Origin of the sequence: Azovibrio restrictus DSM 23866 (assembly GCF_000429665.1) — a bacterium.
Classification (GTDB): Bacteria; Pseudomonadota; Gammaproteobacteria; order Burkholderiales; family Rhodocyclaceae; genus Azovibrio; species Azovibrio restrictus.
Window position 1 is genome coordinate 85,598 of sequence record NZ_AUCH01000016.1, and the last position, 25,484, is coordinate 111,081.

The following is a 25,484-nucleotide window of genomic DNA, read 5'->3' on the forward strand; positions in this document are numbered from 1 at the left end:
CTTTTGCTCCCGGAACAGCCCTGCGCAGACAGGGGCGGGGAGCAGCAGGGCCTGGGAGGGCATGCAATGCAGATACAACGGTCCGATGGTCGGCCGCTGGGATACGGGGGGCGTTCCGCACGCTGGCGCCCCGGGGGATGGCTGCGGGCCGCCTTGGGGGCATTCCTGTCCGCCTTGCTGCTGATCTGGAGCATGGGGACGGCCCTGGCGGTCGAAGCGGCAACGGTACGCATCGGCGTGCTGGCCTTTCGCAGCCTGGAGCAGACCGAGGCCCGCTGGCAGGAAACCGCCCGGGCCCTGGAAGCCGCCGTGCCCGGGTGGCGCTTCCGGATCGTGGCAATGCACAACGAGGCCCTGGACGCCGCCGTGGCGGCCGGTAGCGTGGACTTCGTCCTGACCCAGCCCGAACACTACATCATCCTGCGCAACCAGCATGGCCTCACGGCCCTGGCCACCCTGATGCCCCTGGCCGGGGGCAAGCCTGTGGTCCAGCTCGGCGGCGTCATCTTCGGCCGGGCCCAGGACGGCCTGCGCGACCTCCACGACGTGGCCGGCAAGCGGGTGGCGGCCATCTACCCCAATTCCCTGGGGGGCTTCCGCATCCAGCAGTGGGAGCTGCTCAAGGCCGGCGTCAACCTGCCTACCGACGTGGCCCGCCTGGAGTTCCTCGGTCAGCCCCAGGACAACGTGGTCGAGGCCGTACTCCAGGGCCGGGCTGATGTGGGCTTCGTCCGCACCGGGGTGCTGGAAGCCATGGCGGCGGAAGGGCGGCTGAACCTGGAGCAGGTGCAGGTCATCAATCCCCAGAGCCCCAGGGTCTTTCCCCAGTTGCTGTCCACCCAGCTCTATCCCGAGTGGCCGTTCCTGGTGCGCCGGGGCGTGCCCGAGGAGTTGAGCAAGGCCGTCACCCTGGCCCTCCTCAATATCAGCCCGGATTCCGCCGCGGCCCGCAGCGGCGAGTACTACGGATTTTCGCCGCCCGGGGACTACACCCCCCTGGAGGCCGTGCTGCTGCGTCTGCGGGCCCACCCGGGCCGGCTCGAACACTTCGGCCTGGCGGACATCGTGGACAAATACGCCCTGCCCCTGGTGGTGGGCCTGAGCCTGCTGCTCTGCGCCGCCCTGGCGGGGGCCTGGCTGCTGTTCCAGGACCGGCGCCGCATCAATGCCGCCCTGCATCGCCTGGAGCAGGCCGAGGCGGCCCAGCGCATCGCCGCCGTGGCCTTCGAGACCCAGGAAGGCATCGTCATCACCGACGCCAGCAACCGCATCCTGCGGGTGAACCAGGCCTTCACCCAGGTCACCGGCTACAGTGCCGCCGAAGCCGAGGGCCAGACCCCGGCCCTGCTCAAGTCCGGCCGCCACGACGCCCTGTTCTACCAGCACATGTGGTCCGACCTGCAGAATTACGGCCGCTGGCAGGGGGAAATCTGGAACCGCCGCAAGAATGGGGAAATTTACCCCGAGTGGCTCACCGTTACCGCCGTGCGCGATCCGGCCGGGCAGATCTGCCACTACGTGGCCATCTTCACCGACGTCACCGAGCGCAAGGCCGTGGAGGCCCAGCTCGAATACATGACCCTGTACGACAGCCTCACCGGCCTGGCTAACCGCCGCCTGTTCCGGGACCGGCTGCAGCAGGCCCTGTACACCTGCATCCGGTCGCGCCAGTACGGCGGCCTGTTGTTCGTGGACCTGGATGATTTCCGCTACATCAACGACACCCTGGGCCACAGCCGCGGTGACGACGTGCTGGTGGAAGTGGCCCGCCGGCTGGTGGAGGTGGTGGGCGAGGCCGCCACGGTGGCGCGCCTGGGGGGGGACGACTTCACCGTGCTGGCCGGCAGCCTGGGCACCGACCTGGCCGAGGCGGCGGCGCGGCTGGAGCAGCTGGGCGAAGCCCTGCTCCAGGTCCTGAGCGCCTCCTACCGCCTGGCGGGGGGCGAGTACCACTGTCCCGCCAGCATCGGTGTGACCCTGTTCATGGACCAGCGGGAGTCCGCCGAGGAGCTGATCAAGCACGCGGAACTGGCCATGTATCAAGCCAAGGAAGGGGGGCGGGACGGTATCTGCTTCTACGACCCGGGCATTCAGGTGGAAGTCAGCCATCGGCTGGAGCTGGAGCGGGACCTGCGTCTGGCCCTGCAGCGGGGCGAATTCTTCCTCTGCTATCAGCCCCAGGTGGGGGCGGACGGGAAAATCCTGGGGGCCGAGGCCCTGCTGCGCTGGCAGCCCGAATCCCGGGGCCTGGTCTCGCCTTCCCTGTTCATTCCCGTGGCCGAACGGACCGGCCTGATCCTGGCCATCGGCCACTGGGTGCTGGAGAGCGCCTGCCAGCAGCTGGTCCTGTGGCAGCAGCAGGAGGCCACCCGGCACTGGACCCTGGCGGTGAACATCAGCGCCCGGCAGTTCCATCAGGCGGGCTTCGTGGATCAGGTCCGGGAAGCCCTGCTGCGCACCGGCGCCGATGCCCGTTACCTGAAGCTGGAGTTGACGGAAAGCCAGCTGCTCCTGGACGTGGAGGACACTATCGCCAAGATGGCGGCCCTGCGCCGCCTGGGGCTATCCCTGTCCCTGGACGACTTCGGCACCGGGTATTCCTCCCTGGCCTATCTGAAGCGGCTGCCCCTGGGGCAGCTGAAGATAGATCAGTCCTTCGTGCGTGACATCGGCAAGAGCGACAGCGACGACGCCATCGTCCAGGCCATCATCGGTCTGGCGGGCAGCCTCAGCCTGGAGGTGATCGCCGAGGGAGTGGAAACCGAGCAGCAGCGGGACCTGCTGCACCAGTGGGGCTGCCGGCACTTTCAGGGCTTCTATTTCCACCGGCCCATGCCGGCCCGGCACATGGACAATCTGGCGGGCGTGGCGAGCTAGGGGGTTTTTCCGCCGGCCTGCTGACCGGGTTGTTGGCTGGATTGTTGGCCGGGTTGTTGGCCGTAATGGCGGAAGTGTTCCAGCACTTCCGCCATTTCCGCTGCCGAGAGCAGCACCGGTTCGCCCAGCTGGCAGGCGCGCCAGTACTGTTCGCACAGGCTTTCCAGCTCGATGCCCAGGTCCAGGGCCTGCTTCAGGTCGCGGCCCGCCACCAACATCCCGTGATTGGCCAGCAGGCAGGCGGAGCGCCCCTCCAGGGCCGCCAGGGCCGCATCGGAGAGGGCCTGGGTGCCGAACAGGGCATAGGCGCCGCAGCGCACCGTGGTGCCGCCGAAGCGGGCGATCATGTAATGGAAGGGGGGAATCTCCCGGCGCAGGCAGGCCAGGCTCACGGCGAAGGGGGAGTGGGCGTGCAGCACCGCCCCCACCTCGGGACGGGCGGCGTACAGGTCCCGATGAAAACGCCATTCGGAAGAGGGCCGGCGCCGTCCCCGGGCTTCGCCCTCCAGGCTCATCCAGGGAAGGTCGGCGCACTCCAGGCTGGCGTAGTCCATGCCCGTGGGGGTGATCAGGAAGCCTGTTCCCGCTCTGACGCTGAGATTCCCGGCCGTGCCCTTATTGAGCCCGGCGCTTCCCATGGCCCGGGCCGTGGCGATCAGCTGGGCCCGCAGTTCATCCACGGCCCTGCTCCGGGTACAGGTCCAGCAGGCCGGCGCTGCTGGCCGGGCAATGGCCCCGTTCGGTGATCAGGGCGGTGACCAGGGCGGCGGGGGTGACGTCGAACGCCGGGTTGCACACGGCTTCCGTGGCGGGAATCTGGCGCAGCCGGGCAGTTTCGCCCTGGGCGTCGATTCCGGTCACCAAGCGCAGTTCATCGCCCTCCCGCGCCTCGATGGGAATGGCCGCTCCTGCCGGGCAGGCGAAATCCAGGGTGGAGCGGGGCGCCGCCACGTAGAAGGGAATGCCCTGGTGGGCACAGGCCAGGGCCTTCAGCAGGGTGCCCACCTTGTTGGCCACGTCGCCGTTGGCGGCAATCCGGTCGGCCCCGGTGATCACCGCATCCACCTGGCCGGTGAGGATCAGCTGGCCGGCGGCGTTGTCGGCGATCAGGGTGTGGGGGATGCCCGCCTGGGCCAGTTCCCAGGCCGTGAGCAGCCCCTGGTTGCGGGGCCGGGTCTCGGACACCCAGACATGGACATCCAGGCCCGCCGTCTGGGCCGCGTAGATGGGGGCCAGGGCCGTGCCCTGTTCCACGGTGGCGAGCCAGCCGGCATTGCAGTGGGTCATCAGTTGCAGGGGCGCATCCGGGCGGCGCGGCAGCTGGCGCAGCAGGGCCAGCCCGTGCTGGCCGATGGCCCGGTTCTGGGCCGCGTCCTCCTCGGCGATGGCGTCCGCCTCCACCCAGGCGGCAGCCGGCCGGGCGGCGGGCTCCAGGGGCGCCAGGCAGGCCAGCATCCGTCCCAGGGCCCAGGCCAGATTCACCGCCGTGGGGCGGGTGGCGGCCAGCCGGGCGGCGGCGGCGGCCATGCCCTGGTCGCTGGCGTCGGCCTCCAGGCCCAGGGCCAGGCCGTAGGCCGCGGTGGCGCCGATCAGGGGCGCGCCACGCACCTGCATGGTACGGATGGCGTGGGCGGCAGCGGCCAGGTCCTGCAGGGGCAGCCAGCGCTGGCCATGGGGCAGCAGGGTCTGATCGAGGATTTCCACCCGGGGCGAGTGGGGCGCCGGGTCGGTGAGCCGGCGGATGGGGCGGGGGGCTGTGGTATGCATGGGGGCGGATTCTGGCATAGTCCGGCCCCCGCAGGGGCCGGGCCGGGTCAGGCGCCTAGGTGGCCGGTCAGGTACAGGACCAGCAGGGTGAGCAGGATGCCGATCACGATGAACAGGCCCAGGGGGCTTTTCTGTTCCGCGTAGGGGTCCTGGCGGCTGCGGCTGGCTCCTTCGGGGAGGCGGGCCAGCTGGGTCAGGGCAGTGCCGAAGGGAATGTTGATCCGGGCCCGGGCATTCACCGCCCAGCCGTTGGCATCGAGCAGGGCCGCCAGGCTGCGGTTCCTCAGCTTGAACCAGGCCATGGCCATGGCCGGGCCGGAAATCAGCAGCAGGATGCCGGCCAGGGCCAGGGGAATCTGCCAGGCCTTGAGCCCCAGGAAGCCGGTCACCACCGAGGCCAGGGCCGTGCCCAGGGCGCCCAGGGCCAGGCCGATGGCGGCGAAGATGCCGGCAAAGCGGGCCGCATCGAAGGGCGCGGGTTTGGGGGCTTCGGCTGCCGGGGCGGCGGCCGCAGTCTTGGCGGCGAGCAGCTCATCGGCGCCCTTGGACTTGGCGGCGGCGAATTTCTGCACCTGTTCCGCCACCAGCCGGGCCACCTTCTTGTAGGGGGACCAGAAGGCCTGGCGCAGGCTGATGGGGTGCTCGACGATGCGGCTCACGGTGGCGTCCCAGTCCTGGCCGTCCCGGTCGTAGAACACCCCGTTGCGGCCCACCAGCAGCTGATCCGCATCCCCGGCGGTGACGGCGGCGGCGATCTGCTTTCTGGCCCCGGCCCGGCTGCAGTCGCAATACAGCAGGTAGAGGCCTGAGAGGCCGGCCAGGCTGGCGTGTCTGGCCGGGTCCAGCACTTCCAGGGTGAGTTCGCAGCTGCGTCCGTCGATGTACAGGGTGCCGGCCTGGAAGGCGGCGGCCTGCTGGCGGCTGTAGAAGTCCCGGAAGGCCACGAAGTTGTGCACCAGCCGGGGCAGGTCCCGCACGTAGCGGGTGATCTGGTCGGCGGCGGCGATGGCTTCGGCCTCGGGCTGCAGGGCCTGGTCGGCGGCGATCAGGGCCTGCAGCCGGGCGGGCAGGTCACCGTCCGCCAGGGCTTCCAGCCGGGCCGGCTCCCAGCTTCCCAGGGGGCTCTCCGGCCGGGCCGCCTGCCAGGCCTGGTAGGCGGCCATGGTCTGGCAGAGGCTGTGCCAGCCGGCCTCGTCCAGGGTTTCCCGCTCCCCCAGCAGGGGCTGCACCAGTTGTTCCCGGAAGGCAGCCATGGCGGCGCCCCAGGCCGGATTGATGCCATTGCTCAGGGGCAGGGGGCGGCCTGCCTCCACCAGGGCCAGGGGCAGGGCGGCCATGGCGGCGCTGCTCTCGTCCAGCTGCTGCAGGCCCAGGGCCTTGAACTGCTCCTCGGCGCCATTGACCAGGGCGCCGGCCTTGGGGTCGAAGGCCGCCAGGCGGCAACGGGTGAAGTAGTCGTCGATTTTGGCGGCCACGGCGGCCAGGGCGGCGCCGGCCGCAGCGGTGGCCGGCCCCAGGGGCTGGCAGCCCGGTTCCCGGGCGGGGGCCTGCTGCCAGGCGTTGAGCTGCTGCAGCTCGGCCTGGAAGCGTTCGTACAGGGGTTGATCCACCCCCGCCTGACCGTTGCGGTCCAGGGGGCCGGCGTAGGCACTGGCCAGGTCGCCGATCAGGGCGGCCAGCTCTGCGTCTTCCGTGCTGGCGGGGGTGACGATGCCGTCCCCGTTCAGGGGCTGGGCGGCGAAGCGCTGTACGGCCTCGCAGGTGTCGGCCACGCTGATTTCCGTGGCGCCCGCCTTGTCCAGCCCGGCCAGGATGTGTTCCAGGGCGGCCCGCAGGGCCGGGTGGGCGGCTGCATCCAGCCATTCCAGGGCCAGGGCGGGGCTGCCCTGGACCAGGACTTCCTTGTGCTTGAGCCGGGCGCCGGCCCAGTCCAGGGCGGCCAGCAGTTCCGGCGGGCGGATGTGGCCGTCCCCGTCCGTGTCCACCAGGGCCAGGGTCTTCTCGTCCAGGGCCAGGCCCCGGGCCGGCACCGACAGGGCCACCCAGAGCTTCTGGTCCAGTTCCGCCAGGCGGGCCAGGTCGGCCCAGGTTTCCAGCTTGACCTGGTCGAAGCCGCCGACGCGGAAGAACTGCCAGGGGTGGGGGGGACGGTTTTGTTCCAGCGTGCTCATGGGGGCTCCTTTACGCGAACAGGGTGTGCCAGAGGGCGGTGACGGCGGTGATGTGGCTTTCTACCCCTTCCCGGGGCAGGCGGGACTTGGGCGCATCGTTGAGGCGTTTGACGTGCTGCAGGCGCCGGTATTCCCGGTAGGCGTTGCGGGCACCATCGGCCAGTTCGGCCGGAATCAGCCCCAGCTCGGCGGCCATCCTGAGCAGGGCGATGTTGCCCAGGTTGGCGGTGAGTTCCGGGTACTGGTGGGCATGGCCCAGGATCAGGTACTGGACCATGAACTCCACGTCGATGATGCCGCCCGGGTCCTGCTTCAGGTCGAACAGTTCCGGCTCCTTGCTGCCATGACTGTCGAGCATCTTCTGGCGCATGGCCAGCACTTCCTCCCGGAGTCTGGCCAGGTCCCGGGGCTGGCAGAGGATTTCCCGGCGCACTGCCTCGAAGCGCCGGCCCAGCTCCGGGTCCCCGGCCACGCAGCGGGCCCGGGTCAGGGCCTGGTGCTCCCAGACCCAGGCTTCCTTGAGCTGGTATTCCCGGAAGGCTTCCAGGCTGCACACCAGCAGGCCCGAGTCGCCGTTGGGCCGCAGCCGCAGGTCGGTTTCGAACAGCAGGCCGGCGGGGGTCTGGCTGGAGAGCCAGGTGTTGATGCGCTGACCCAGGCGGGTGTAGTTCTGCTGGGCCGCCGGGTCCTGGTCCCGCTCGTCGCTCAGGTACACCAGGTCCAGGTCCGAGGCGTAGCCCAGTTCCTTCCCACCCAGCTTGCCGTAGCCGATGATGGCGAAGGCCGGCTGGGCCCGGTGCGGGTTCCTGAGCTTGGCCCAGCACAGGCGCAGGGTGGTCTCCACCATGATTTCGGCCAGCTCGGTGAGGTGGTCGGAGATGCGCTCGATGCTGTGCAGCCCGGCCAGGTCCTGGGCCAGCAGGCGGAATACCTGGGCGTGGTGCATTTCCCGCAGCAGGTCCATCTCCCGTTCCGTATCCCCGTCGGCCTCCGCCAGGCGGCGCTCCAGGTCGCTGCGGAAGGCGGGCCAGTCGGTGGCCACCTCCAGCAGGCGGGCATCCAGGAGCTCATCGAGCAGGATGGGGTGGCGGTTCAGGTAGACGGCGGCCCAGGAGGAGGCGCCGACGATGTCGGCCACCTTCTGCAGGGCCTGGGGATACTGCTGCAGCAGGGCCAGGTAGGCGCCCCGGCGGGCGATGGTTTCCAGAAAGTCCAGGCCCCGGGTCAGGACCAGGTCCGGGTCCGGGGCGGCCCGGGCGATTTCCAGCAGACGGGGTCCCACGGCATCCAGCCGTTCCCGGTTGCTGCTCGGCAGCTGCTGGTAGCGGCCCGAGTGGCGCAGGGCTTCGAGGCGCTCCCAGATCCGGGCCGGCTGGCGGTAGCCCAGTTCCCCCAAGCGTTCCTGAGCCAGCTCCGTTTCCATGGGGCCGAGCCAGAGCCCGGCCAGGGGATGCTCGCCTTCTTCCGGGTCCGAGAAGATGGCTTCGAAGTGGCTGTTCACCTTTTCCCGATGCCCGTTCAGCACGGCCAGCAGGCTGGCCCAGTCGGGGAAATCCATGCTGGCGGCGATCAGGGCCTGCTCCGCCGCGCCTTCGGGCAGCATGTGGGTCTGCTGGTCGGCCACGTACTGGAGCCGGTGTTCCAGGCGGCGCAGGAACTGGTAGGCGTCGGCAAGTTCGGCCTCCGTCTCCTTCCGGATGGTGCCCCGTTCTGCCAGCTGCTTCAGCACCGATAGGGTGGGGCGGATCTGCAGGCCCGGGTCCCGGCCGCCGCGGATCAGCTGGAACACCTGGGCGATGAACTCGATTTCCCGGATGCCCCCGGGGCCCAGCTTGATGTGCTCGGCCATGTCCTTCCTCGCCACTTCCCGGCGGATCTGGGCGTGCAGGTCGCGCATGGCGTTGATGGCGCCGAAATCCAGGTACTTGCGGAACACGAAGGGGCGGGACACCTTGCCCAGGGCCGCCATCCATTCGGCCTGGTGGCCGGCAGCATTGGCGCCGGTGTTCATGACCCGGGCCTTGATCCAGGCGTAGCGCTCCCACTCCCGGCCCTGGGTGATGAAGTAGTTCTCCAGGGCGTCCAGGGAGCAGACCAGGGGACCGGAGTCCCCGTTGGGGCGCAGGCGCATGTCCACCCGGAACACCTGGCCGTCGCCGGTGACTTCCCCCAGGGCGGCGATCAGGCGCTTGCCCAGGCGGTTGAAGAAATCGAAGTTGTCGATCTTTTTCGGCCCGGCGGTTTCCCCGTCCTCGGGATAGATGAAGATGTAATCCACGTCCGAGGAGACATTGAGCTCCCGCCCGCCCAGCTTGCCCATGCCGATCACCAGCAGGCGCTGGGGCCGGCCCTGGTGGTCCAGGGGTTCCCCGTAAGTCTGCACCAGCTGCCGGTGGTGGTAGTCCAGGGCCACGTTGGTGGTGACGTCGGCCAGCAGGGTCATGCTCTCGACCACCTCGGCCAGGGAGGCCAGCCCGCACAGGTCCCGCAGTTCCAGGTGGGCCATGGCCTGCTGCCGCAGGCGGCGCAGCTGACGTTTCAGGATTTCCTCATCCCCGGCCTCGGGGCGCAGGGCGCTGTGGAGCAGGTCTTCGGACAGGGGGTGGAGCCAGTGTTGCTGCAGGATTCCGGGTAGTTCGGGGCGGGCGTTGAAGAGCTGGCGCAGGTACTGGCTGTGGGCCAGGGCCGGGGCCCAGCGGGGCTCGAGGATGTTTTCCATGGATTTTCCAGGGGCGGCGGGGGCGCTCGGGATAAAATGGCGCACCCTGTTATTTAGTCGGACCATTTTAGAGAGCCTTTCTCCGGATTGGCAAAACTCCTGGCAAATTCCTTGGCAAATCTGATCACCCCGGAACTGCGTGCCGCCTGGTATCACCGTCTGCACTTCCTCTGGCCCTGGCTGGCCCGGAAGCGGGTGCGCACGACCCTGGCCTGGCTGGGCTGGAGCCTGTTCGCCTTGTATCTGGCCTTCACGGTGCTGGTGCTGGTGCTGCGCTACGGGGTGCTGCCGGAGATTCACCGCTACCAGGGCGACATCGAGGCGGCGGCCAGCGAAGCCCTGGGGCTGCCGGTCAGCGCCGCTCACCTGGAGGCCCGGTGGACCGGCCTCAACCCCACCCTGGTGCTGGACGACGTGCGCCTGCTCAATCCGGCGGGAGATCCGGCCCTGACCCTGGAGCGGGTCGAGGCCGTCCTGTCCTGGCGCAGCCTGTGGCGGGGCGAACCCCTGTTTGCCCTGCTGGTGCTGGAGCGTCCGGCCCTGCAGATCCGCCGGGACAGCCAGGGGGAGATTTTCGTGGCCGGCATTTCTACCGCCGGGCCCGGGGACGGCCGGGGCCTCCAGTGGGTCCTGGAGCAGACCCGCATCCGCATCCGCAACGCCACCGTGGCCTGGGAGGACGAGCTGCGCCGGGCGCCGCCCCTGGTCCTGGAAGACCTGCAGTTCGAGCTGCACAACCGGGGCGCCCACCACCGCTTCGGCCTTTCCGCCCTGCCGCCCCCGGCCCTGGCGGCCCGGCTCGACGTGCGCGGCGACCTGGTGGGAGATGCCGGGGAAAGCCCCGAAGCCTGGCGGGGTGACCTCTACACCCGCCTCGATTACGTGGACCTGGCCGCCTGGAACGCCTGGGTGGATTACCCGGTGGCCCTGCCCCGAGGCCGGGGCGGGCTGCAGCTCTGGGCCGGGCGGGAGGATGGGGCCTGGAAGGCCACCGCCGACCTGGCCCTCCAGGATCTGCGCCTGCGCCTGGCGCCGGAGCTGCCGGAACTGGACCTGGCCCACCTGGATGGCCGCCTGAAGCTGGCCCAGGCCCCGGGGTTCCTGCAGCTGGAGACCCGCCAGCTGCGCCTGGACACCCGCAACGGCCTGCGCCTGGAGCCCCTGGATCTGGCCGGCGAGTGGCGGGGCCAGAGCGGGCAGCCGGGCCAGGGCTCCCTGCGGGCCAATGGTTTCGACCTGGGGGTGCTGGCCGGCCTGGCCGCCCACCTGCCCCTGGATGCCACCAGCCGCCAGCTGCTGGAGCGGCACCAGCCCCAGGGCCGGGTGCGCCAGCTGCAGATGAGCTGGGACGCCCGGGGCGGCGAGTGGAAGAAATACAGCCTCAAGGCGGCTTTCGAAGGCCTGGGCCTGAAGGCTGACGGCGTGGTGCCCGGCGCTAGAGGCCTGGTGGGCCAGGTGGAGGCCAGCGAGCAGGGGGGGCGCCTGAGCCTGGACAGCCGCCGTTCGGCCCTGGACCTGCCCGCCGTCTTTGCCGAGCCGGATATTCCCCTGGAGCGCCTGCTGGCCCAGGTGGACTGGCGGCCGGTCAAGGACCAGGCCGGCGAAGGGCTGGAAGTGCAGATCGGACGCCTGGATTTCAGCGGCCCCCATGCGGATGGCCATGTGAGCGGCAGCTACCGCACCCTGCCGGACGGACCGGGGCTGATCGACTTGCAGGGCGGCATTTCCCGGGCCCAGGCCAGCGAGGCCTGGCGCTACATTCCCAAGGCGGTCAATGCCGACGTGCCGGCCTGGCTGCGCCAGGGGCTGCTGGCCGGTACCGGCGGCGATGCCCGGCTGACCCTGAAGGGCAATCTCAAGGACTTCCCCTTCCGGGACCCGGCCACCGGCCTGTTCCTGATCACCGCCAAGGCCAAGGATGTGACCATCCACTACGGGCGCGACTGGCCCGTGATCGAAGGGGTGGATGCCGACATGCGCTTTGGCATCGGCATGCGCATCCAGGCCCACGCGGGCCGCATCCTGGGCGCCAGGCTGGGGGAAACCTCGGTGGAAATTCCCGATTTCGAGGCCAGCGAGGAGATGCTGCTGGTGCGCGGGCTGGCTTCCGGGCCCACGGCGGAGTTCCTGAAATTCATCGACAAGAGTCCGGTGGCTGCCACCATCGACCACTTCACCGAGGGCATGAGCACCCAGGGCAGCGGCCGCCTGGCCCTGGAGCTGGACCTGCCCCTGCGCCATGTGGACGACACCCGCATCCGGGGCCGCTACCACTTCGAGAACAACCAGGTGGTGTTCGTGCCCGGCCTGCCCCCGGCCAGCGCCGTCCAGGGGCGCCTGGACTTCACCGAAAGCGCCGTCAATGCGCCCGACATCCGCGGCACCTTCCTGGGTCAGCCCATGCAGCTGAAGGCCCTGTCCGAGGCTGGTGCCGTGCACATCAAGGCGGGCGGCGGCTTTACCGCCCGGGAGCTGAAGCGCCATTTCAACCTGCCCCTGTTCGACAGCCTGTCAGGGACCTCCAGCTGGCAGGCGGAGGTGAAGGTGCGCAAGAAGAATGCGGACTTCCTGGTGACTTCCAGTCTCCAGGGCCTCAGTTCCAGCCTGCCGCCCCCGTTCAACAAGCCGGCGGCCGACAGCCTGCCCCTGCGCCTGCAGAAATCGACCCCCGACAGCCATGGCGGACCGGTCCGGGAGCAGGTCCACCTGAGCCTGGGCAAGGTGCTGGAAGGTCAGCTGCTGCGCCGCCAGCAGGGTGAGGCCATGGTCCTGGAGCGGGGCGTGCTCGGCATCGGCCAGACGGCCCAGCTGCCGGAGCGGGGCTTGAGCGTGTTCGTCAACCAGGACCGTATCGACCTGGACCAGTGGCGGCTACTGCTGGGCGGAGCCGCGGGCCCGGCCCGGGAAGGGGGGCTGCCCCTGAACCTGGTGGCCGTACAGGCTCGGGAGCTGACGGCCTTCGGCCGGCCCTTCGGCGAGGTGAGCTTGCGTCTGCGTCCCGATGGTCAGCGCTGGCGCATCCTGGTGGCGGCCCGGGAAGCCGTGGGCGAGCTGTCCTGGGACGGCACCGGTCAGGGCACGGTGACGGCCGACCTGAAACGCCTGCGCCTGGAATCGGGCCAGGACGGGGCGGCCGACTCCGCCCTGCTGGAAAGTCTGCCGGGCATGGACATCAAGGTGGGGGATTTCGTCGTGGGCCAGCGCCGTTTCGGCCGCCTGGAGCTGAAGGCGGAAAATGCCGGGGGCCGCTGGAACCTGCGCCAGATCCTGATCGACAACCAGGATGGCCGCCTGACCGGCAACGGGGTCTGGGAGACCGGGGCCGCCAATCGCACCCAGCTGGATTTCCAGCTCCAGGTGAGCGATACCGGCGGGCTCCTGGGCCGCCTCGGCTATCCGGGCGCCATCAGGGGTGGCACGGCCAAGCTGGCGGGCAAGCTGGACTGGGCCGGGGCGCCGGTGGCCTTCGACCCCGCCACCCTGGGCGGCACCCTGCAGCTGGAAGCCGCCAAGGGCCAGTTTTCCAAGGTGGAGCCCGGGGTGGGCAAGCTCCTGGGCCTGCTCTCCCTGCAGTCCGTGACCCGGCGCCTGACCCTGGACTTCCGCGACATCTTTAGCGACGGGTTTGCCTACGACTCCATCGAGGCCAAACTCAAGCTGAAGGGAGGCATCATGCACACGGACGGGGACCTGAAGATAGACGGCCCGGCGGGCGAGGTGCTGATGAACGGCACGGTGGACATGAAACAGGAGACCCAGAACCTGCTGGTCACCGTGCAGCCCGAGCTGGGCGGCGTGGCGGCCGTGGGCGCGGCGGTGGCCATCAATCCCGTGGTGGGGGCTGCGGCCCTGCTGGCCCAGAACCTGTTGAAGAATCCCCTCAACAAGGCTTTCGGCTTCCAGTACCGGGTCACTGGTAGCTGGGCTCAGCCCCAGGTGGACAAGGTGGAGCACAAACCCCAGGAGGCCCAGCCGTGAGCCCCCGCAAGCTGCGCATCGCTGGCCTGCAGATGGTTTCCGGCCCCCGGGTGGCGGAAAACCTGGTCGCCGCCGGCCGGCTGGTGGCCGAGGCGGTGGATCAGGGGGCGGGCGCCGTGGCCCTGCCCGAATATTTTCCCCTGATCGGCGCCGACGACGGGGCCCGGCTGGCGGCCCGGGAGCCCCTGGGGCAGGGGCCGATCCAGGACTGGCTGGCCGAGACCGCCAGCCGTTACGGCCTGTGGCTGTTTGCCGGTTCCATTCCCCTGCTCGGCCGGGACCCTGGGCGCATGCTGAATTCCAGCCTGGTGTTCGATCCCGCCGGGACCTGCGTGGCCCGTTACGACAAGATCCACCTGTTTGCCTTCGACAATGGCAGCGAGCGTTACGACGAGGCCGCCAGCATCGAGGCCGGGCAGGCCCCGGTGGCCCTGGAAACCCCCTTCGGGCGGGTCGGGCTGTCCATCTGTTACGATCTGCGCTTTCCCGAGCTGTACCGGCACTGGGGCCCGGTGGACCTGATCCTGGTACCGGCCGCCTTCACCGAAGTCACCGGCCGGGCCCACTGGGAGATCCTGCTCCGGGCCCGGGCCATCGAAAACCAGTGCTATGTGCTGGCGGTGGGCCAGGGCGGGCGCCATGAAAACGGCCGCCTGACCCACGGCAACACCATGATCATCGACCCCTGGGGCGAAATCCTGGACCGCAAGGCCAAGGGGCCGGGACTGGTGATCGCCGAGCTGGACCACGAACGCATCGCCGCGGTGCGCCGGCAATTGCCGGCCCTGGGGCACAGAACCATGGGCTTCCCACTGGAAGCCCCAGAAGGAGCATCATGAGCAGCGCCACTTCCTCTTCCCACCTGGCCCAGGCCGAGCGCCTGCTGCTGACCCCCTACGATCTGGATGCCGGCGCCCTGGCCGGAGTATTCGGGCAGATCATGGGGCACCAGGTGGATTACGCCGACCTGTATTTCCAGTATTCCCGTTCCGAGTCCTGGAGCCTGGATGAAGGCATCGTCAAGTCGGGTAGTTTCAACATCGACCAGGGGGTGGGGGTGCGCGCCATCGCCGGCGAGAAGACCGCCTTTGCCTACTCCGACGACATCAGCCTGCTGGCCCTGCGGGATGCCGCCGCCGCCGTGCGCGCCATCGGCGCCGCCGGCCAGGACGGGCGGCTGCCGGTGATGGGGGCCCGCCCCCTGCCGCCGCCCCTGTATGCGGATGCCGATCCCCTCGCCTCCCTGCCGGCCGAGGCCAAGGTGCGCCTGCTGGAGCGCCTGGAAGCCTTTGCCCGGGCCGAGGACCCCCGGGTGGTGCAGGTCATGGCGGGCCTGGCCGGGGAGTGGGAGGTGATCCTGGTGGCAGGGTCCGACGGCCGTCTGGCGGCCGACGTGCGGCCCCTGGTGCGGGTTTCGGTGAGCGTCATCATCGAGGACCAGGGGCGCCGGGAGCAGGGGGCGGCAGGCGGCGGCGGGCGTTTCGATTACGCTTATTTCAGCGATCCGGTGCTGCAGGCTTATGCCCGTCAGGCGGTGCACCAGGCCCGGGTCAATTTCGACGCCCGGCCGGCCCCGGCGGGGCAGATGACCGTGGTGCTCGGTTCCGGCTGGCCTGGCATCCTGCTGCACGAGGCCGTGGGTCACGGCCTGGAGGGGGATTTCAACCGCAAGGGCAGCTCAGCCTTCTCGGGCCGGGTGGGCCAGCGGGTGGCTTCCCCCGGGGTCACCGTGATGGACGACGGCACCCTGCCGGATCGGCGCGGCTCGCTCTCCATCGACGATGAGGGCAATCCCACCCAGGCCACGGTGTTGATCGAGGACGGCATCCTCAAGGGCTACATCCAGGACAGCCTCAATGCCCGCCTGATGGGCGTGCCCCTGACCGGCAACGGCCGGCGCGAGTCTTTCGCCCACCTGCCCCTGCCGCGCATGACCAACACCTACATGCTGGCCGGGGACAAGGACCCGGAGGAGATCCTGGGCTCGGTGCAGAAGGGGATCTATGCGGCCAACTTCGGTGGCGGCCAGGTGGATATCACCAGCGGCAAGTTCGTGTTTTCCATGAGCGAGGCCTACCTGATCGAGGATGGCCGGGTGACGACGCCCATCAAGGGGGCCACCCTGATCGGCAATGGCCCCGATGCCATGACCCGGATTTCCATGATCGGCAATGACCTGAAGCTGGACCCGGGGGTCGGTACCTGCGGCAAGGAGGGGCAGAGCGTTCCCGTGGGCGTGGGCCAGCCCACCCTGCGCCTGGACGGCATCACGGTGGGGGGTACCTCGGCGTGATCCGCTGGCTGGGGGAATTCTTCGATGAGGTGGCCCACGAGCTGCGCCTCATCTGGCGCATGTTCCTGCAGCCTTCCACCTGGATCGTCATCGCCGTGCTGGCCGCCTTCGGGGTGGTGATGTTCTTCGGCATGCGCATCGCCCTGCGCTACGACGGCCTGATGCACTTGCTCGGGGTGCAGCTGCGCCACTGCCGTACCCTGAGCAATCCCCAGTACCTGGGGCTGATGTACATGCTGTTCTTCTTCGCCATCGCCATGGTGTATTGCCTGGGCAACCTGGCCAATTACCTGGGCGAGCGGGGCAAGGGCCGCTACGGAAGGGAAAGCCGGCGTCTGGCCGTGCACGCCCTGCTGGGGGGAATCGCTGCCCTGCTGGTGGGCGGTGGCGCCACCGCCATCCTGGCCTACTGGTGCTGAGCAGAACTGCGAGACCGGGCTGAGCGTGCCTGGAGGGCAGGCCGGGGCTAGAATCCCGCTTCCACCCTCTACAGGAAACCGTCATGCCCCACAGCGTCACCCCCATCGATGATGTCCGTATCCTCGGGATCAAGGAGCTGGTATCCCCGGCCCACCTGCTCAAGGAGTTTCCCGCTTCGGCCGGGGCGGCCCAGCTGACCTATGCCACCCGCCAGGCCATCCACCGGGTGCTGCACGGGGCCGACGACAGGCTGGTGGTGGTGATCGGTCCCTGCTCCATCCACGACCATGACTTGGCCCTGGATTATGGCCGCCGGCTCCAGGCCGAGGCCGGGCGTTTCCAGCAGGAGCTGATCCTGGTGATGCGGGTTTATTTCGAGAAACCCCGGACCACCGTGGGCTGGAAAGGCCTCATCAACGATCCCCGCCTGGATGGCTCCTACCAGATCAACGAGGGGCTGCGCCTGGCCCGGCGCATCCTGCTGGACATCAATGAGCTGGGCCTGCCTTGCGCTACCGAGTTCCTCGACACCATCACCCCGCAATACACGGCCGACCTGATCGCCTGGGGAGCCATAGGCGCCCGCACCACAGAATCCCAGGTGCATCGGGAGCTGGCTTCCGGCCTTTCCTGCCCGGTGGGCTTCAAGAACGGCACCGACGGCAATGTCAGGATCGCGGTGGATGCCATCCGTGCCGCCAGCGCTCCCCATCATTTCCTGTCCGTCACCAAGGGCGGTCATTCGGCCATCGTCTCCACGGCGGGCAACGAGGATTGTCACGTGATCCTGCGCGGCGGCAAGGAGCCCAACTACGATGCCGTCCATGTGGAGGCAGCCTGCCGGGATCTGGCGGCGGCCGGACTGGCCCAGCGTTTGATGATCGATCTGTCCCATGGCAACAGCCGCAAGGACTTCCGTCGCCAGGTGGAGGTGGCCGAGGCCGTGGGGACCCAGCTTCGCGCCGGGGAGGAGCGGATCATGGGGGTGATGCTGGAATCGCACCTGGAAGAAGGGCGCCAGGATCTGGTGGCGGGCCAGGCCCTGGCCTACGGCCAGAGCATTACCGATGCCTGTTTGGGTTGGGACGCCAGTCTGACCGTGCTGGAAGGGCTGGCGGCGACGGTGCGGGCCCGGCGCCTGGTGCTGGCGGATCGCTGAGCCCTGTCAGCTCCGGTTTTGTCTGCTTTGCGACAGTGCGGGGTGCCTTTGTGCGCGCGAGATTCTTTAGTGTTTACATGGGGTTATGGCGGATTTGTGGCGTGGCTTGCTTCTTGCTGATGGTTAGTTTGTTCAATACCAAAACAGGGAGTAAGTCATGCTGTTCAATCGCTACGAGCAGGAACAACTGCTGTTCAACATGAATTTCAAGGAAGCCTGCAGCACTGCCGGCAAGGCCGCCTATCGCGGTGAGCTGGTGCTGGTGGAAGGGGAGGTGGGGGACGCCCAGGGGCGCCGCAAGCCGCCCCATGCCGTGCTGCGCCAGGCCACGGCCCTGGCCGACGGGGACAAGCTGGAGCTGCTCTCCGGCTCCCTGGATGATGTGCTCAACATCCACGAGCTGCTGGGCAAGTATCAGGCCGACCTCAAGCCCGATGCCATCCTGATGCTATTCGTGGTGAATATCCCCAATCCCCTGGTGGTGACCCTGGAGGGCTATCGCTGCTACCTGATTCCCCTGCAGGATGGCATGGCCTGGAACGAGATGTGCGATCTGCTGGGGCTGGAAAAGGCGGATTTCAAGGGCCAGTCGGCAGCCGACAAGGTGCTCACGGCCTACGCGGCCTTTGCCGACTTCAAGCCCAAGTATCCCAGCACCGACCTGGCTGGCGCCCTCGCCACCCGCAACGATGCCAAGCGGGAGTCCCGGGGCCCGGTGTAAGAAGAACGCCACGGGCCATGTTGCATGGCCCGCAGTAAAAAAACCACGCCTGGATGCGTGGTTTTTTTGTGGCTGCTTTTTACGGCCATGAAAAAACGGGCGCCGTAGCGCCCGTTTGTCTTCAGAGTCTCGTCAGACGAGATTAGAAGGTGTGCTTCACACCGAACTGGAAGCCGTTCTGATAGCCAGCGCCAGCAGCGTTGGTGGAGTCGCCGGTGTCGGCAACGCGCACGAAGTCGTCGTCGTCGTTGCTGATGTCAGCATAGGCGGCGTAGACGTTGGTGCGCTTGGACAGGCTGTAGGTGTAACCCAGGGCCCATTGCTTGGCCTTGCCGTCGGAACCGGCCAGCTTGGCCTTGGAGTAATTGTAGGAACCCATCACAGCGTGCTTGCCGAAGGGAACGGTCACGCCCAGCATCCAGTTCTTGACCTTCAGGTCGTCGCTGGTGTTGTCGAAGTCGATCTTGTTGCTGGAGTAGAAGGCAGCCAGCTTGGCCATGCCGAAGTCGTAGGTACCGCCGACCAGCCAGTTGGTGATGTCATCCACGCCAGAGCCGTCAGCAGCCTTGATCTGGTGGTAGTTCAGTGCCACGTCGATGGGGCCGTTGGTGTAACGGGGCAGAATGGCGTAAACGCGGTTCTGTTGGCTGCCGTTACCAACAGCTTCTTGGCCGTCAGCGTTGTTGGAGTATGCGGCGGTCACGTTGAAGCCGGAGAAGCTGGGGGAAACGTAGGCCACGGCGTTGTCAACACGCACGGGATCCAGCAGGCCGCTGATATCGGAACCGTAGGTGTTGTTGTAGCGACCAACGGTACCGGCCTTGAAGGGGTCGATGGTGCTCAGGAAGGAGTAGTGGGGGGTGTACAGACGACCAGCGATGGCGGTACCGAAGCCACCGGTCAGGCCCACGAACACTTGACGGCCAAACAGGCGGCCGCCTTGGGTGTGGTTGCCAACGTCGGCGGTGTAGCCGGCTTCCATGGTGAACAGGGCCTTCAGGCCGTTGCCCAGATCTTCGGTGCCCTTGAAGCCCAGGCGGTTGCCGGCGGAGATACCGGAGTCGATGGCGTTCTGGCTCTTGACGTCATCGGCAATGTTGTCACCGCGATGGGAGAAGCCCATGTCGATGGAGCCGTAGATTTGCACGTTGGACTGGGCGAAAGCAGCGCCGGAAGCCAGGGCTGCGACAGCCAGGGCGATCAGTTTCTTTTGCATTGATAAATCTCCTTAGTGGTTTGAGATTTGACTTTGCCGTTGCCGGCCTAGCCAACCTTTACCTCTCGGATTGAGAAGTTGGCCTGGATTCTGGCAAAGGCCGATAGTCACGGGCAAGCGCCATTTGCATGACTTTGCGCTAGGGGTGGATTCCTGTTGTGTTTTCGCAACAGGAATTTGGGGAGGATTGTTGCTTTCCTGGCACCGGGTTGTTGCGATTTTGCTACATGCCTCCTTTATGGTGTCGGGCGGGGGCAATTATTGGTTGTTGCTTCCAGGGGGGCTATGGAGAATGGCCGCTGACGGGAGAGAGAGTTTCGTCACCAACCTAATAATCAGCACAAGGGCCTCAGGCCTGCCTCCCAAATTTTTTTCAAGGAGTTCTTCATGCAAAAGAAATTGATCGCCCTGGCTGTCGCAGCCCTGGCTTCCGGCGCTGCTTTCGCCCAGTCCAACGTGCAAATCTATGGTGCCATCGACATGGGCTACTCCTATCGTAGCGATGCCATGCTCAAGGGCGTGAAGAGCCAGAGCGCCATCGATTCCGGCCTCTCCGACGGCAACCGCCTGGGCTTCAAGGGCACCGAAGATCTGGGCAACGGCGTGAAAGCCCTGTTCACCCTGGAAATGGGCTTTCTTGCTGATACTGGTGTGCATGATGCCTTCGCTGGCGGTGACATGTTTACCCGCCAAGCCATGGTGGGCCTGACCGGTGGCTTCGGTACCGTGGTGGCTGGCCGTCTGAACAACCCCCAGTACTCCTTCCTGACCGCCATCGATCCCTTCGGCGAAGGCACCGTGGGCACCTATCTGAACGTGGTGGGTAACGATGTCAGCAGCGACCTGACTGTTATTCCCCGTCTGAGCAACGCGGTGGCCTATGTTTCCCCCAGCTTCTCTGGTTTCAACGTGACTGCAGCCTATTCTTCTAACGGCGTGGCCCAGGATCAGGTCGGCGGCAGCGACAACAACAACCGCGTGTATGGCATTCTGCCCCGCTACACCAATGGTCCTCTGGACGTGGGTCTGAGCTACCACCGGATCAACTTTGCCGATGCCACTGGTCTGGATGATCTGCGTAACTGGACTGTTGGCGGTACCTACGATCTGGGCATGGTCAAGCTGGCCGCTTTTTATGCCGATACCCGTATCGATGACGCTATCGCTGGTGCCCCTGATCTGAAGATCAAGAACTGGATGGTGGGTGCCACCGTGCCGTTCGGCAAGCATGCCGTGAAGCTGTCCTACAACACCTCCAAGGCCAAGCTGGATGACCTGAGCGGTGACTCCAGCCAGTGGGCCGTGGGTTACAACTACAGCCTGTCCAACCGGACCAGCCTGTACGCTGCTTACGCCACCATCGACAACGATCGTTCCGGCAGCAAGACCCTGGTGCGTGGCAACGTCCTGAATGACGCTTCCAACAGCGGTGGTTCCTACGGCCAGGGCTATCGTGATGGCCTGCAGTTCGGCATGATGCACACCTTCTGATTCTGCCTTATCGGGCGGCCGGGGTTTCCCGGCAGCCGATCCGGTTGAATGTAAAGCCCGCCATCTCAGGATGGCGGGCTTTACTTTTTGTGCCGCTGCTGATCACCCGGCCCTGGTCGATGGCCGGGTGTTTCAGTTCTGCCGGATGCCGGGTCCGGTAGCGCCGTCGAAACCCAGTTCTGGCAGGGCTGCCAATTCTTCCGGGTTCTGCACCCCCTCAGCGATGACGGTCAGGCCGATAGTGTGGGCAATGCCGCACAGGCCCTTGAGAAAGGCCTGGTTACCCGGTTGAGTGTGGATGTTGCGGATGAAGCTGGCGTCCACCTTCAGGTAGTCCAGCCCCAGCCCATGCAGGCGCCCGATGTCACTGAACTGGCGGCCGAAGTGTTCTATGCCCAGGTGGCAGCCGTGGGGTCTCAGGCTTTCGCAGAGCAGGGAGAATGCCTCGAAATGCTGGAAGGCGCCGGGCTCCGCCACCTCCAGCCAGAGCCGGTCCCGGCATTCCGGGTGTTCGCCCAGCTGTTGCGCAAGACTGCGGCGGAAGTCCGGGTCCTGGACCGATTCCCCGGAAATGTTAACTGCCACGGAGGGGATGCCGGCCTTGATGCGCTCCAGAGCCATGCGGATGGCGGCTAGGTCCAGGTCTGAAGTCAGGTTGAGGCGCGAGGCCACGGGCATGAAGCTGCCGGCCGCCAGCCATTCGCCGCCTTCGCATGCTTGCAGGCGCAAGGGGCATTCCAGGTGCATGAGCTTGCCCTGGGTGGTGTTGACCGGGAATTCGATCAGGCGCAGTTGCTGGCTGTGGATGGCTTCTTCCAGGATGCGGCGCCAGTCCTGCTGGCTGGTGGTGCCGGCGGTGTTGCTGTCGCTGGCCGGGCAAGCCCGGCCGCTCATGCCGCTTTCCGCCGCAGCCAGGGCGCTATCCACCCGGGCCAGCAACTGGCCGGGACTCTCGCCATGTTGATAGCGGCCGTAGGCCACGTAGGCGATGGGGGTGCTTTCGCCCCAGCCGGCGGCGGCCAGGTTCTGCATGGCGTGCAGCAGGTTCTCCGCCAGCTGCTGGTTTTCCGTCTGGCCCGGCAGCAGCAGGGCGAAATCGGCCCCGTTGAGGCGGGCTGCCATGCTGCCCTCGGGAGTGCTCTGGGCGTTCAGGGCCTGGGCCGTGCGGCACAGGAGTTCGTCGGTGCCCTCCCGGCCCAGGCGCCGGTTGATGCCCGCCAGATCGGCAATGCGCAGCAGCAGCAGGCTGCCTTCGGGGGGCAGCTCATCGTTTTGCAGGGCGGCTTCCAGCTGGTTCATGAAATAGCTGCGGTTGGAGAGGCCGGTCAGAGGGTCCTGGTTGGCCTGGCGTCGCACCTGTTCCAGACGGGCAGCTTCCTCGTCGAACATGCTTTTCAGGCGGTCCACCATGTCGTTCATGGCCTGGGCCACGCTGCGTAGTTCGGGAATCCGGGGCAGGGGCTTTTTCGTGAAGCGACGCTGGGTGATGGCCTGGGCCTGGGTGACCACCTCCTGCAGGGGGCGGGTGATGCGGCTCAGCATCAGGCTGCCGATCAGGCCGCCCAGCACCCCGCCGAGCAGGAACCACAGCAGCAGTTGCTGGCTGCCGCGCCAGAGCTCCTCATAGGCGAAACTGTCCTGGCTGACCAGTTCGATGCTGGCGAACTGGGTCCAGCCGTCGGAAACCTGGGCGTGGCCGGGGAGTGGCTCCAGGGGCAGAAGGGCTCTGAACCACTCGGGGACGACCGTCTTTTCCCCGGGGCTGGCCTTTTCAATCATCACCTGCCCATCCGGGTCCCGTAGCCGGATCAGGGCGTACTGGCCGCTGTCGTACAAGGCTGCTACCTGCAGTTCCACCGTCACCGGGTCCTTGGCCTGCTGCGACATGGAAAGAGCCAGGGAGGCGGCGTTGTCCGAATTCTTGACGGTCAGCTGGTTTTCCAGATAGTTGCGGGCCGTCAGCGTGCTGAGCAGGAAACTGCCGCTGAAGGCCAGCAGGGTCAGGGTGATGATGGCAAGCCAGAGTTGTCGGGATAGGGACATGGTTTCCTCTCTCGGAATTCCTTGGTTCAGCGATGCCCTTCCGAGCGGGCTCGCATCTGCAGTTCCTGCCAACGGGAAAACTTGCTGTTGGCAGCCTTGTTGCCGGTTCCCTGCCAGAGGCCTTCACCGTTGAAGCTGAAAACCGGGGTCAGGTCCGGGCGCTGGCTGGCGTTCTTGATGCTCGGGTCCAGGTTGTCGAGCACCTGGGGGGTGGCATTGGGTTGGGGGTAATAGGCGAGCACCATGTGGGCTTGCTGCTGATTTCCCTGGCGAGCCTTGACGTAGATGAGGCGCAGGCGGTTCATGGGAATGCCCATGTGCAGCAGGGAATAGTATTTGGCCAGGGCGAAGTCCTCACAGTCTCCGCGGCCCTTGCCTATGGTTTCCAGGGGAGTGGCCCAGTAATCGCTCTGGTTCCAGATGTTCTGGTCATCGTCAAACTGGATGTTGCGGTTGAAGAAGCTGTTAACCAGTTTCAATTTTTCCTGTTCCGATGCGCCGGAATTCAGCAGTTGTTGCCAATCCCGCAGTAAATTCACCCGTGCCGGGCCGAAACGGCTCAGGAGCTGGCTTTCCAGGAGGGAAAAATCCAGTGCCAGAGCGGCTCCCCCGGCCATAAATATGCCAGCCAGGAGGAGTGTGCGTATTTGTGAGAGGTGGCGGCGGATAAAAAGCAATCTCTAATAAGTACAACTAAAGTAATAAGTAATATGTAGTGTATTGATTTATTGCTGAAAATAATTCATTCTCCAGGCCATCGTCGAATCCGGAAAGCAGAAAAGCTTTATGAAAACTCAAAATATCAAGGCGCTGAGTTTTGCTGTTGCGGCGTTGTTCTGGGGGGGCAGTGCCTGGGCACAACAGCACATTACACTCAAGGAAGCGGTTCAGAAAGCCGTGCTTCAGAACCCGGAGGTCCAGGCCCGCTGGCATGCCTTCCAGGCCGGGGTGCACATGGTGGATGTTGCCCGAGGCGGTTTGCTGCCCCGGGTGGATCTGAGTGCCGGAACCGGGCGAGAGCGCCTGAATCAGGCGGATTCCGTCGGCAACGATGCCAATTACAATCGCAACACCTATTCGGTCGGCCTGACCCAGCTGGTCTATGACGGCTTTGGCACCACCAGCGAGGTGCGGCGCCTGGGCAAGGCCAAGCTGACCCGCTACTACGAGCTGCTGGATGCCTCCGAGAACGTGGCCCTGGAAGCGGCCCGGGCCTACTACGACGTGCTGCGCCATCGTTTCCTGCTGGCCCTGTCGGAAGATAACTATGTCTATCACAAGGCCACCTACGAACAGCTGCTGATGCGGGCCCAGTCCGGTGTCGGGCGCCGGGTGGATGTGGAGCAGGCGGCCAGCCGCCTGGCCCTGGCCGAGGTCAACCTCACCACCGATCAGGCCAATCTCCATGATGTGACGGCCCGCTACCAGCGCATCGTGGGCGAAGCGCCGGCCCAGAACATGTTCGCCGCCGAAGGCCTGGCCGGGCGTCTGCCGGGGCGAGCCGACCAGGCCCTGCAGCAGGCTTTCCAGACCAGCCCCGCCCTGCTGGCGGCGGTGGAGAACGTGGAAGCGGCCCAGTACGACCTGGATGTGCGCAAGTCGGCCTTCCATCCCAAGGTGGAGTTGCGGGCCAGCCAGAACCGGACCTCCAATTACCTGGGCTCCTCGGAAGAGCGGCGTGACAACGTGGTGGAGCTGGTGCTCAACTACAACCTCTTCAATGGCGGTTCCGACCAGGCCCGCACCCGTCAGTACGCCGAGCAGCGTCACGTGGCCCTGGATCAGCGGGAGAAGGCCTGCCGCGACCTGCGCCAGACCGTATCCATCGCCTACAACGACACCCAGCGGCTCCAGGAGCAGCTGGCTTTCCTGGAATCCCAGGTGCAGATGACGGAACGGACCCGGGAGGCCTATCGGGATCAGTTCAACATCGGCCAGCGCACCTTGCTGGACGTGCTGGACACGGAAAACGAGCTGTTCGACGCCCGCCGTGCCGCCGTCAATGCCGATATCGACCGCAGTCTGGCCTACCTGCGCACCTATGCCGGCATGGGGCAGCTGCTGAGCACCCTGGAACTGCGCCGCGTCGATGACGGCAAGGATCCCCAGCAGGATGAGCGGGCTCAGGTGAACCCCGCTGACCTGTGCCCGGCCGAGGCGCCGCAACTGGCGGAGCGTAACCGGGAAGAGCTGAACCGGCGGGCCATGGCGCTGCTGGCGGCTACCGCCGACAGCACGGTCAAGGGCGCCACCCCAGTGAGTGGCGATGCGGGCACTCCCGAGGCCAGGATCCAGCGGCGGGTCAACGATTGGGCAGCCGCCTGGGCACGCCAGGATTACCCGGCCTATGCGGCTTTCTACGCGTCCACCTTCACGCCTGAAGGCGGCGTGTCCCGGGACGACTGGGCCCAGCTGCGGGAACTGCGTGTCACCCGCCCGAGCAGCATCAGCGTCACCGTCAAGGACCTGAAGGTCCGGGTCGATGGTCCGGATGCGGCCACAGCCGAATTCATCCAGGGCTACAGTTCCAATAGCTACAGCGACACCACCCGCAAGGTGCTGGAATGGGTTCGTGTGGGCGACAAGTGGCAGATCCAGCGGGAAACCGCGGTCCCCGTGGGCCGTTGAG

Annotated in this window: 16 protein-coding genes; 9 read left to right on the plus strand and 7 right to left on the minus strand. The window is 66.9% G+C overall.

Going from position 1 to position 25,484, the window contains the following annotated elements; all coding sequences use genetic code 11:
* The first annotated feature begins 153 nt into the window (after positions 1 to 153).
* Complete coding sequence (locus G474_RS22175) at positions 154 to 2,877, plus strand: EAL domain-containing protein (RefSeq protein ID WP_051282293.1); 2,724 nt, start codon at positions 154 to 156, stop codon at positions 2,875 to 2,877.
* Here the strand turns inward: G474_RS22175 and G474_RS20855 are convergent.
* Genes G474_RS20855 through glnE form a run of 4 tightly spaced genes read right to left on the minus strand, consistent with a single transcriptional unit; the run spans position 2,874 to position 9,534 of the window.
* A complete protein-coding gene (locus G474_RS20855; RefSeq protein WP_051282305.1) occupies positions 2,874 to 3,515 on the minus strand; it encodes a class II aldolase/adducin family protein in 642 nt (213 codons plus the stop codon). The genes G474_RS22175 and G474_RS20855 overlap by 4 nt on opposite strands.
* A 34-nt stretch (positions 3,516 to 3,549) precedes the next feature.
* On the minus strand, positions 3,550 to 4,644 hold the full coding sequence (gene mtnA, locus G474_RS20860; RefSeq protein ID WP_051282294.1) for an S-methyl-5-thioribose-1-phosphate isomerase: 1,095 nt from the start codon (positions 4,642 to 4,644) through the stop codon (positions 3,550 to 3,552).
* 47 nt (positions 4,645 to 4,691) lie between these two features.
* On the minus strand, positions 4,692 to 6,815 hold the full coding sequence (locus tag G474_RS0113975; RefSeq protein WP_026687525.1) for a hypothetical protein: 2,124 nt from the start codon (positions 6,813 to 6,815) through the stop codon (positions 4,692 to 4,694).
* A gap of 10 nt (positions 6,816 to 6,825) precedes the next feature.
* Positions 6,826 to 9,534: a bifunctional [glutamate--ammonia ligase]-adenylyl-L-tyrosine phosphorylase/[glutamate--ammonia-ligase] adenylyltransferase gene (gene glnE, locus G474_RS0113980; protein ID WP_051282295.1), complete on the minus strand. Its 2,709-nt coding sequence runs from the start codon at positions 9,532 to 9,534 to the stop codon at positions 6,826 to 6,828.
* Positions 9,535 to 9,645: 111 nt separating this feature from the next.
* On the opposite strand from glnE, the gene G474_RS0113985 reads away from it, so the two are divergent.
* The 6 genes from G474_RS0113985 to G474_RS0114010 all read left to right on the plus strand — a co-directional run bounded on the left by G474_RS0113985 (position 9,646) and on the right by G474_RS0114010 (position 18,105).
* The gene (locus G474_RS0113985) at positions 9,646 to 13,512 is read left to right on the plus strand and encodes a YhdP family protein (RefSeq protein WP_051282296.1); all 3,867 of its coding nucleotides are present in this window, start codon (positions 9,646 to 9,648) and stop codon (positions 13,510 to 13,512) included.
* A gap of 32 nt (positions 13,513 to 13,544) precedes the next feature.
* On the plus strand, positions 13,545 to 14,351 hold the full coding sequence (locus G474_RS20865) for a carbon-nitrogen hydrolase family protein (RefSeq protein ID WP_051282306.1): 807 nt from the start codon (positions 13,545 to 13,547) through the stop codon (positions 14,349 to 14,351).
* Entirely contained in the window at positions 14,348 to 15,805 is a 1,458-nt protein-coding gene (gene tldD, locus G474_RS0113995; protein ID WP_026687528.1) for a metalloprotease TldD, read from the plus strand. Before G474_RS20865 ends, tldD begins: the two co-directional genes overlap by 4 nt.
* Positions 15,802 to 16,224 carry a hypothetical protein gene (locus G474_RS0114000; RefSeq protein ID WP_026687529.1) on the plus strand — a complete coding sequence of 141 codons (423 nt, stop codon included), beginning with the start codon at positions 15,802 to 15,804 and terminating at the stop codon, positions 16,222 to 16,224. The genes tldD and G474_RS0114000 overlap by 4 nt, the downstream gene beginning before the upstream one ends.
* An 83-nt stretch (positions 16,225 to 16,307) precedes the next feature.
* Positions 16,308 to 17,384 (plus strand): 3-deoxy-7-phosphoheptulonate synthase AroG, encoded by a 1,077-nt coding sequence (aroG, locus tag G474_RS0114005; RefSeq protein WP_026687530.1) that lies wholly within the window; start codon positions 16,308 to 16,310, stop codon positions 17,382 to 17,384.
* A gap of 157 nt (positions 17,385 to 17,541) precedes the next feature.
* Positions 17,542 to 18,105, plus strand: a complete 564-nt coding sequence (locus G474_RS0114010; protein ID WP_026687531.1) for a hypothetical protein — start codon at positions 17,542 to 17,544, stop codon at positions 18,103 to 18,105.
* 142 nt (positions 18,106 to 18,247) lie between these two features.
* Here G474_RS0114010 and G474_RS0114015 read toward each other — a convergent pair whose 3' ends face one another.
* Positions 18,248 to 19,321, minus strand: a complete 1,074-nt coding sequence (locus G474_RS0114015; RefSeq protein ID WP_026687532.1) for a porin — start codon at positions 19,319 to 19,321, stop codon at positions 18,248 to 18,250.
* A gap of 387 nt (positions 19,322 to 19,708) precedes the next feature.
* Between G474_RS0114015 and G474_RS0114020 the strand changes: the two genes are divergently transcribed.
* The gene (locus tag G474_RS0114020; RefSeq protein ID WP_026687533.1) at positions 19,709 to 20,812 is read left to right on the plus strand and encodes a porin; all 1,104 of its coding nucleotides are present in this window, start codon (positions 19,709 to 19,711) and stop codon (positions 20,810 to 20,812) included.
* A gap of 132 nt (positions 20,813 to 20,944) precedes the next feature.
* Here the strand turns inward: G474_RS0114020 and G474_RS0114025 are convergent, their stop codons facing one another.
* Together G474_RS0114025 and G474_RS0114030 are read right to left on the minus strand one after the other, a co-directional pair.
* Positions 20,945 to 22,855 carry a bifunctional diguanylate cyclase/phosphodiesterase gene (locus G474_RS0114025; RefSeq protein ID WP_026687534.1) on the minus strand — a complete coding sequence of 637 codons (1,911 nt, stop codon included), beginning with the start codon at positions 22,853 to 22,855 and terminating at the stop codon, positions 20,945 to 20,947.
* A 26-nt stretch (positions 22,856 to 22,881) separates the two neighbouring features.
* Positions 22,882 to 23,472, minus strand: a complete 591-nt coding sequence (locus G474_RS0114030; RefSeq protein ID WP_043464497.1) for a transglutaminase-like cysteine peptidase — start codon at positions 23,470 to 23,472, stop codon at positions 22,882 to 22,884.
* Between the two features lie 169 nt (positions 23,473 to 23,641).
* On the opposite strand from G474_RS0114030, the gene G474_RS0114035 reads away from it, so the two are divergent.
* Positions 23,642 to 25,483, plus strand: coding sequence for a TolC family outer membrane protein (locus G474_RS0114035; protein WP_026687536.1), 1,842 nt, complete (start codon positions 23,642 to 23,644; stop codon positions 25,481 to 25,483).
* The last annotated feature ends 1 nt before the right edge of the window (position 25,484 follow it).

Coding starts and splice junctions, on each gene's coding strand:
- mtnA (WP_051282294.1), bottom strand. CDS start 4,644: ATGCATACCACAGCCCCCCGCCCCATCCGCCGGCTCACCGACCCGGCG.
- G474_RS0114025 (WP_026687534.1), bottom strand. CDS start 22,855: ATGTCCCTATCCCGACAACTCTGGCTTGCCATCATCACCCTGACCCTG.
- G474_RS20865 (WP_051282306.1), top strand. CDS start 13,545: ATGGTTTCCGGCCCCCGGGTGGCGGAAAACCTGGTCGCCGCCGGCCGG.
- G474_RS0114020 (WP_026687533.1), top strand. CDS start 19,709: ATGCAAAAGAAATTGATCGCCCTGGCTGTCGCAGCCCTGGCTTCCGGC.
- G474_RS0114030 (WP_043464497.1), bottom strand. CDS start 23,472: ATGGCCGGGGGAGCCGCTCTGGCACTGGATTTTTCCCTCCTGGAAAGC.
- G474_RS0114035 (WP_026687536.1), top strand. CDS start 23,642: ATGAAAACTCAAAATATCAAGGCGCTGAGTTTTGCTGTTGCGGCGTTG.
- glnE (WP_051282295.1), bottom strand. CDS start 9,534: ATGGAAAACATCCTCGAGCCCCGCTGGGCCCCGGCCCTGGCCCACAGC.
- G474_RS20855 (WP_051282305.1), bottom strand. CDS start 3,515: ATGGGAAGCGCCGGGCTCAATAAGGGCACGGCCGGGAATCTCAGCGTC.
- G474_RS0113975 (WP_026687525.1), bottom strand. CDS start 6,815: ATGAGCACGCTGGAACAAAACCGTCCCCCCCACCCCTGGCAGTTCTTC.
- G474_RS0114015 (WP_026687532.1), bottom strand. CDS start 19,321: ATGCAAAAGAAACTGATCGCCCTGGCTGTCGCAGCCCTGGCTTCCGGC.
- G474_RS0114010 (WP_026687531.1), top strand. CDS start 17,542: ATGCTGTTCAATCGCTACGAGCAGGAACAACTGCTGTTCAACATGAAT.
- aroG (WP_026687530.1), top strand. CDS start 16,308: ATGCCCCACAGCGTCACCCCCATCGATGATGTCCGTATCCTCGGGATC.
- tldD (WP_026687528.1), top strand. CDS start 14,348: ATGAGCAGCGCCACTTCCTCTTCCCACCTGGCCCAGGCCGAGCGCCTG.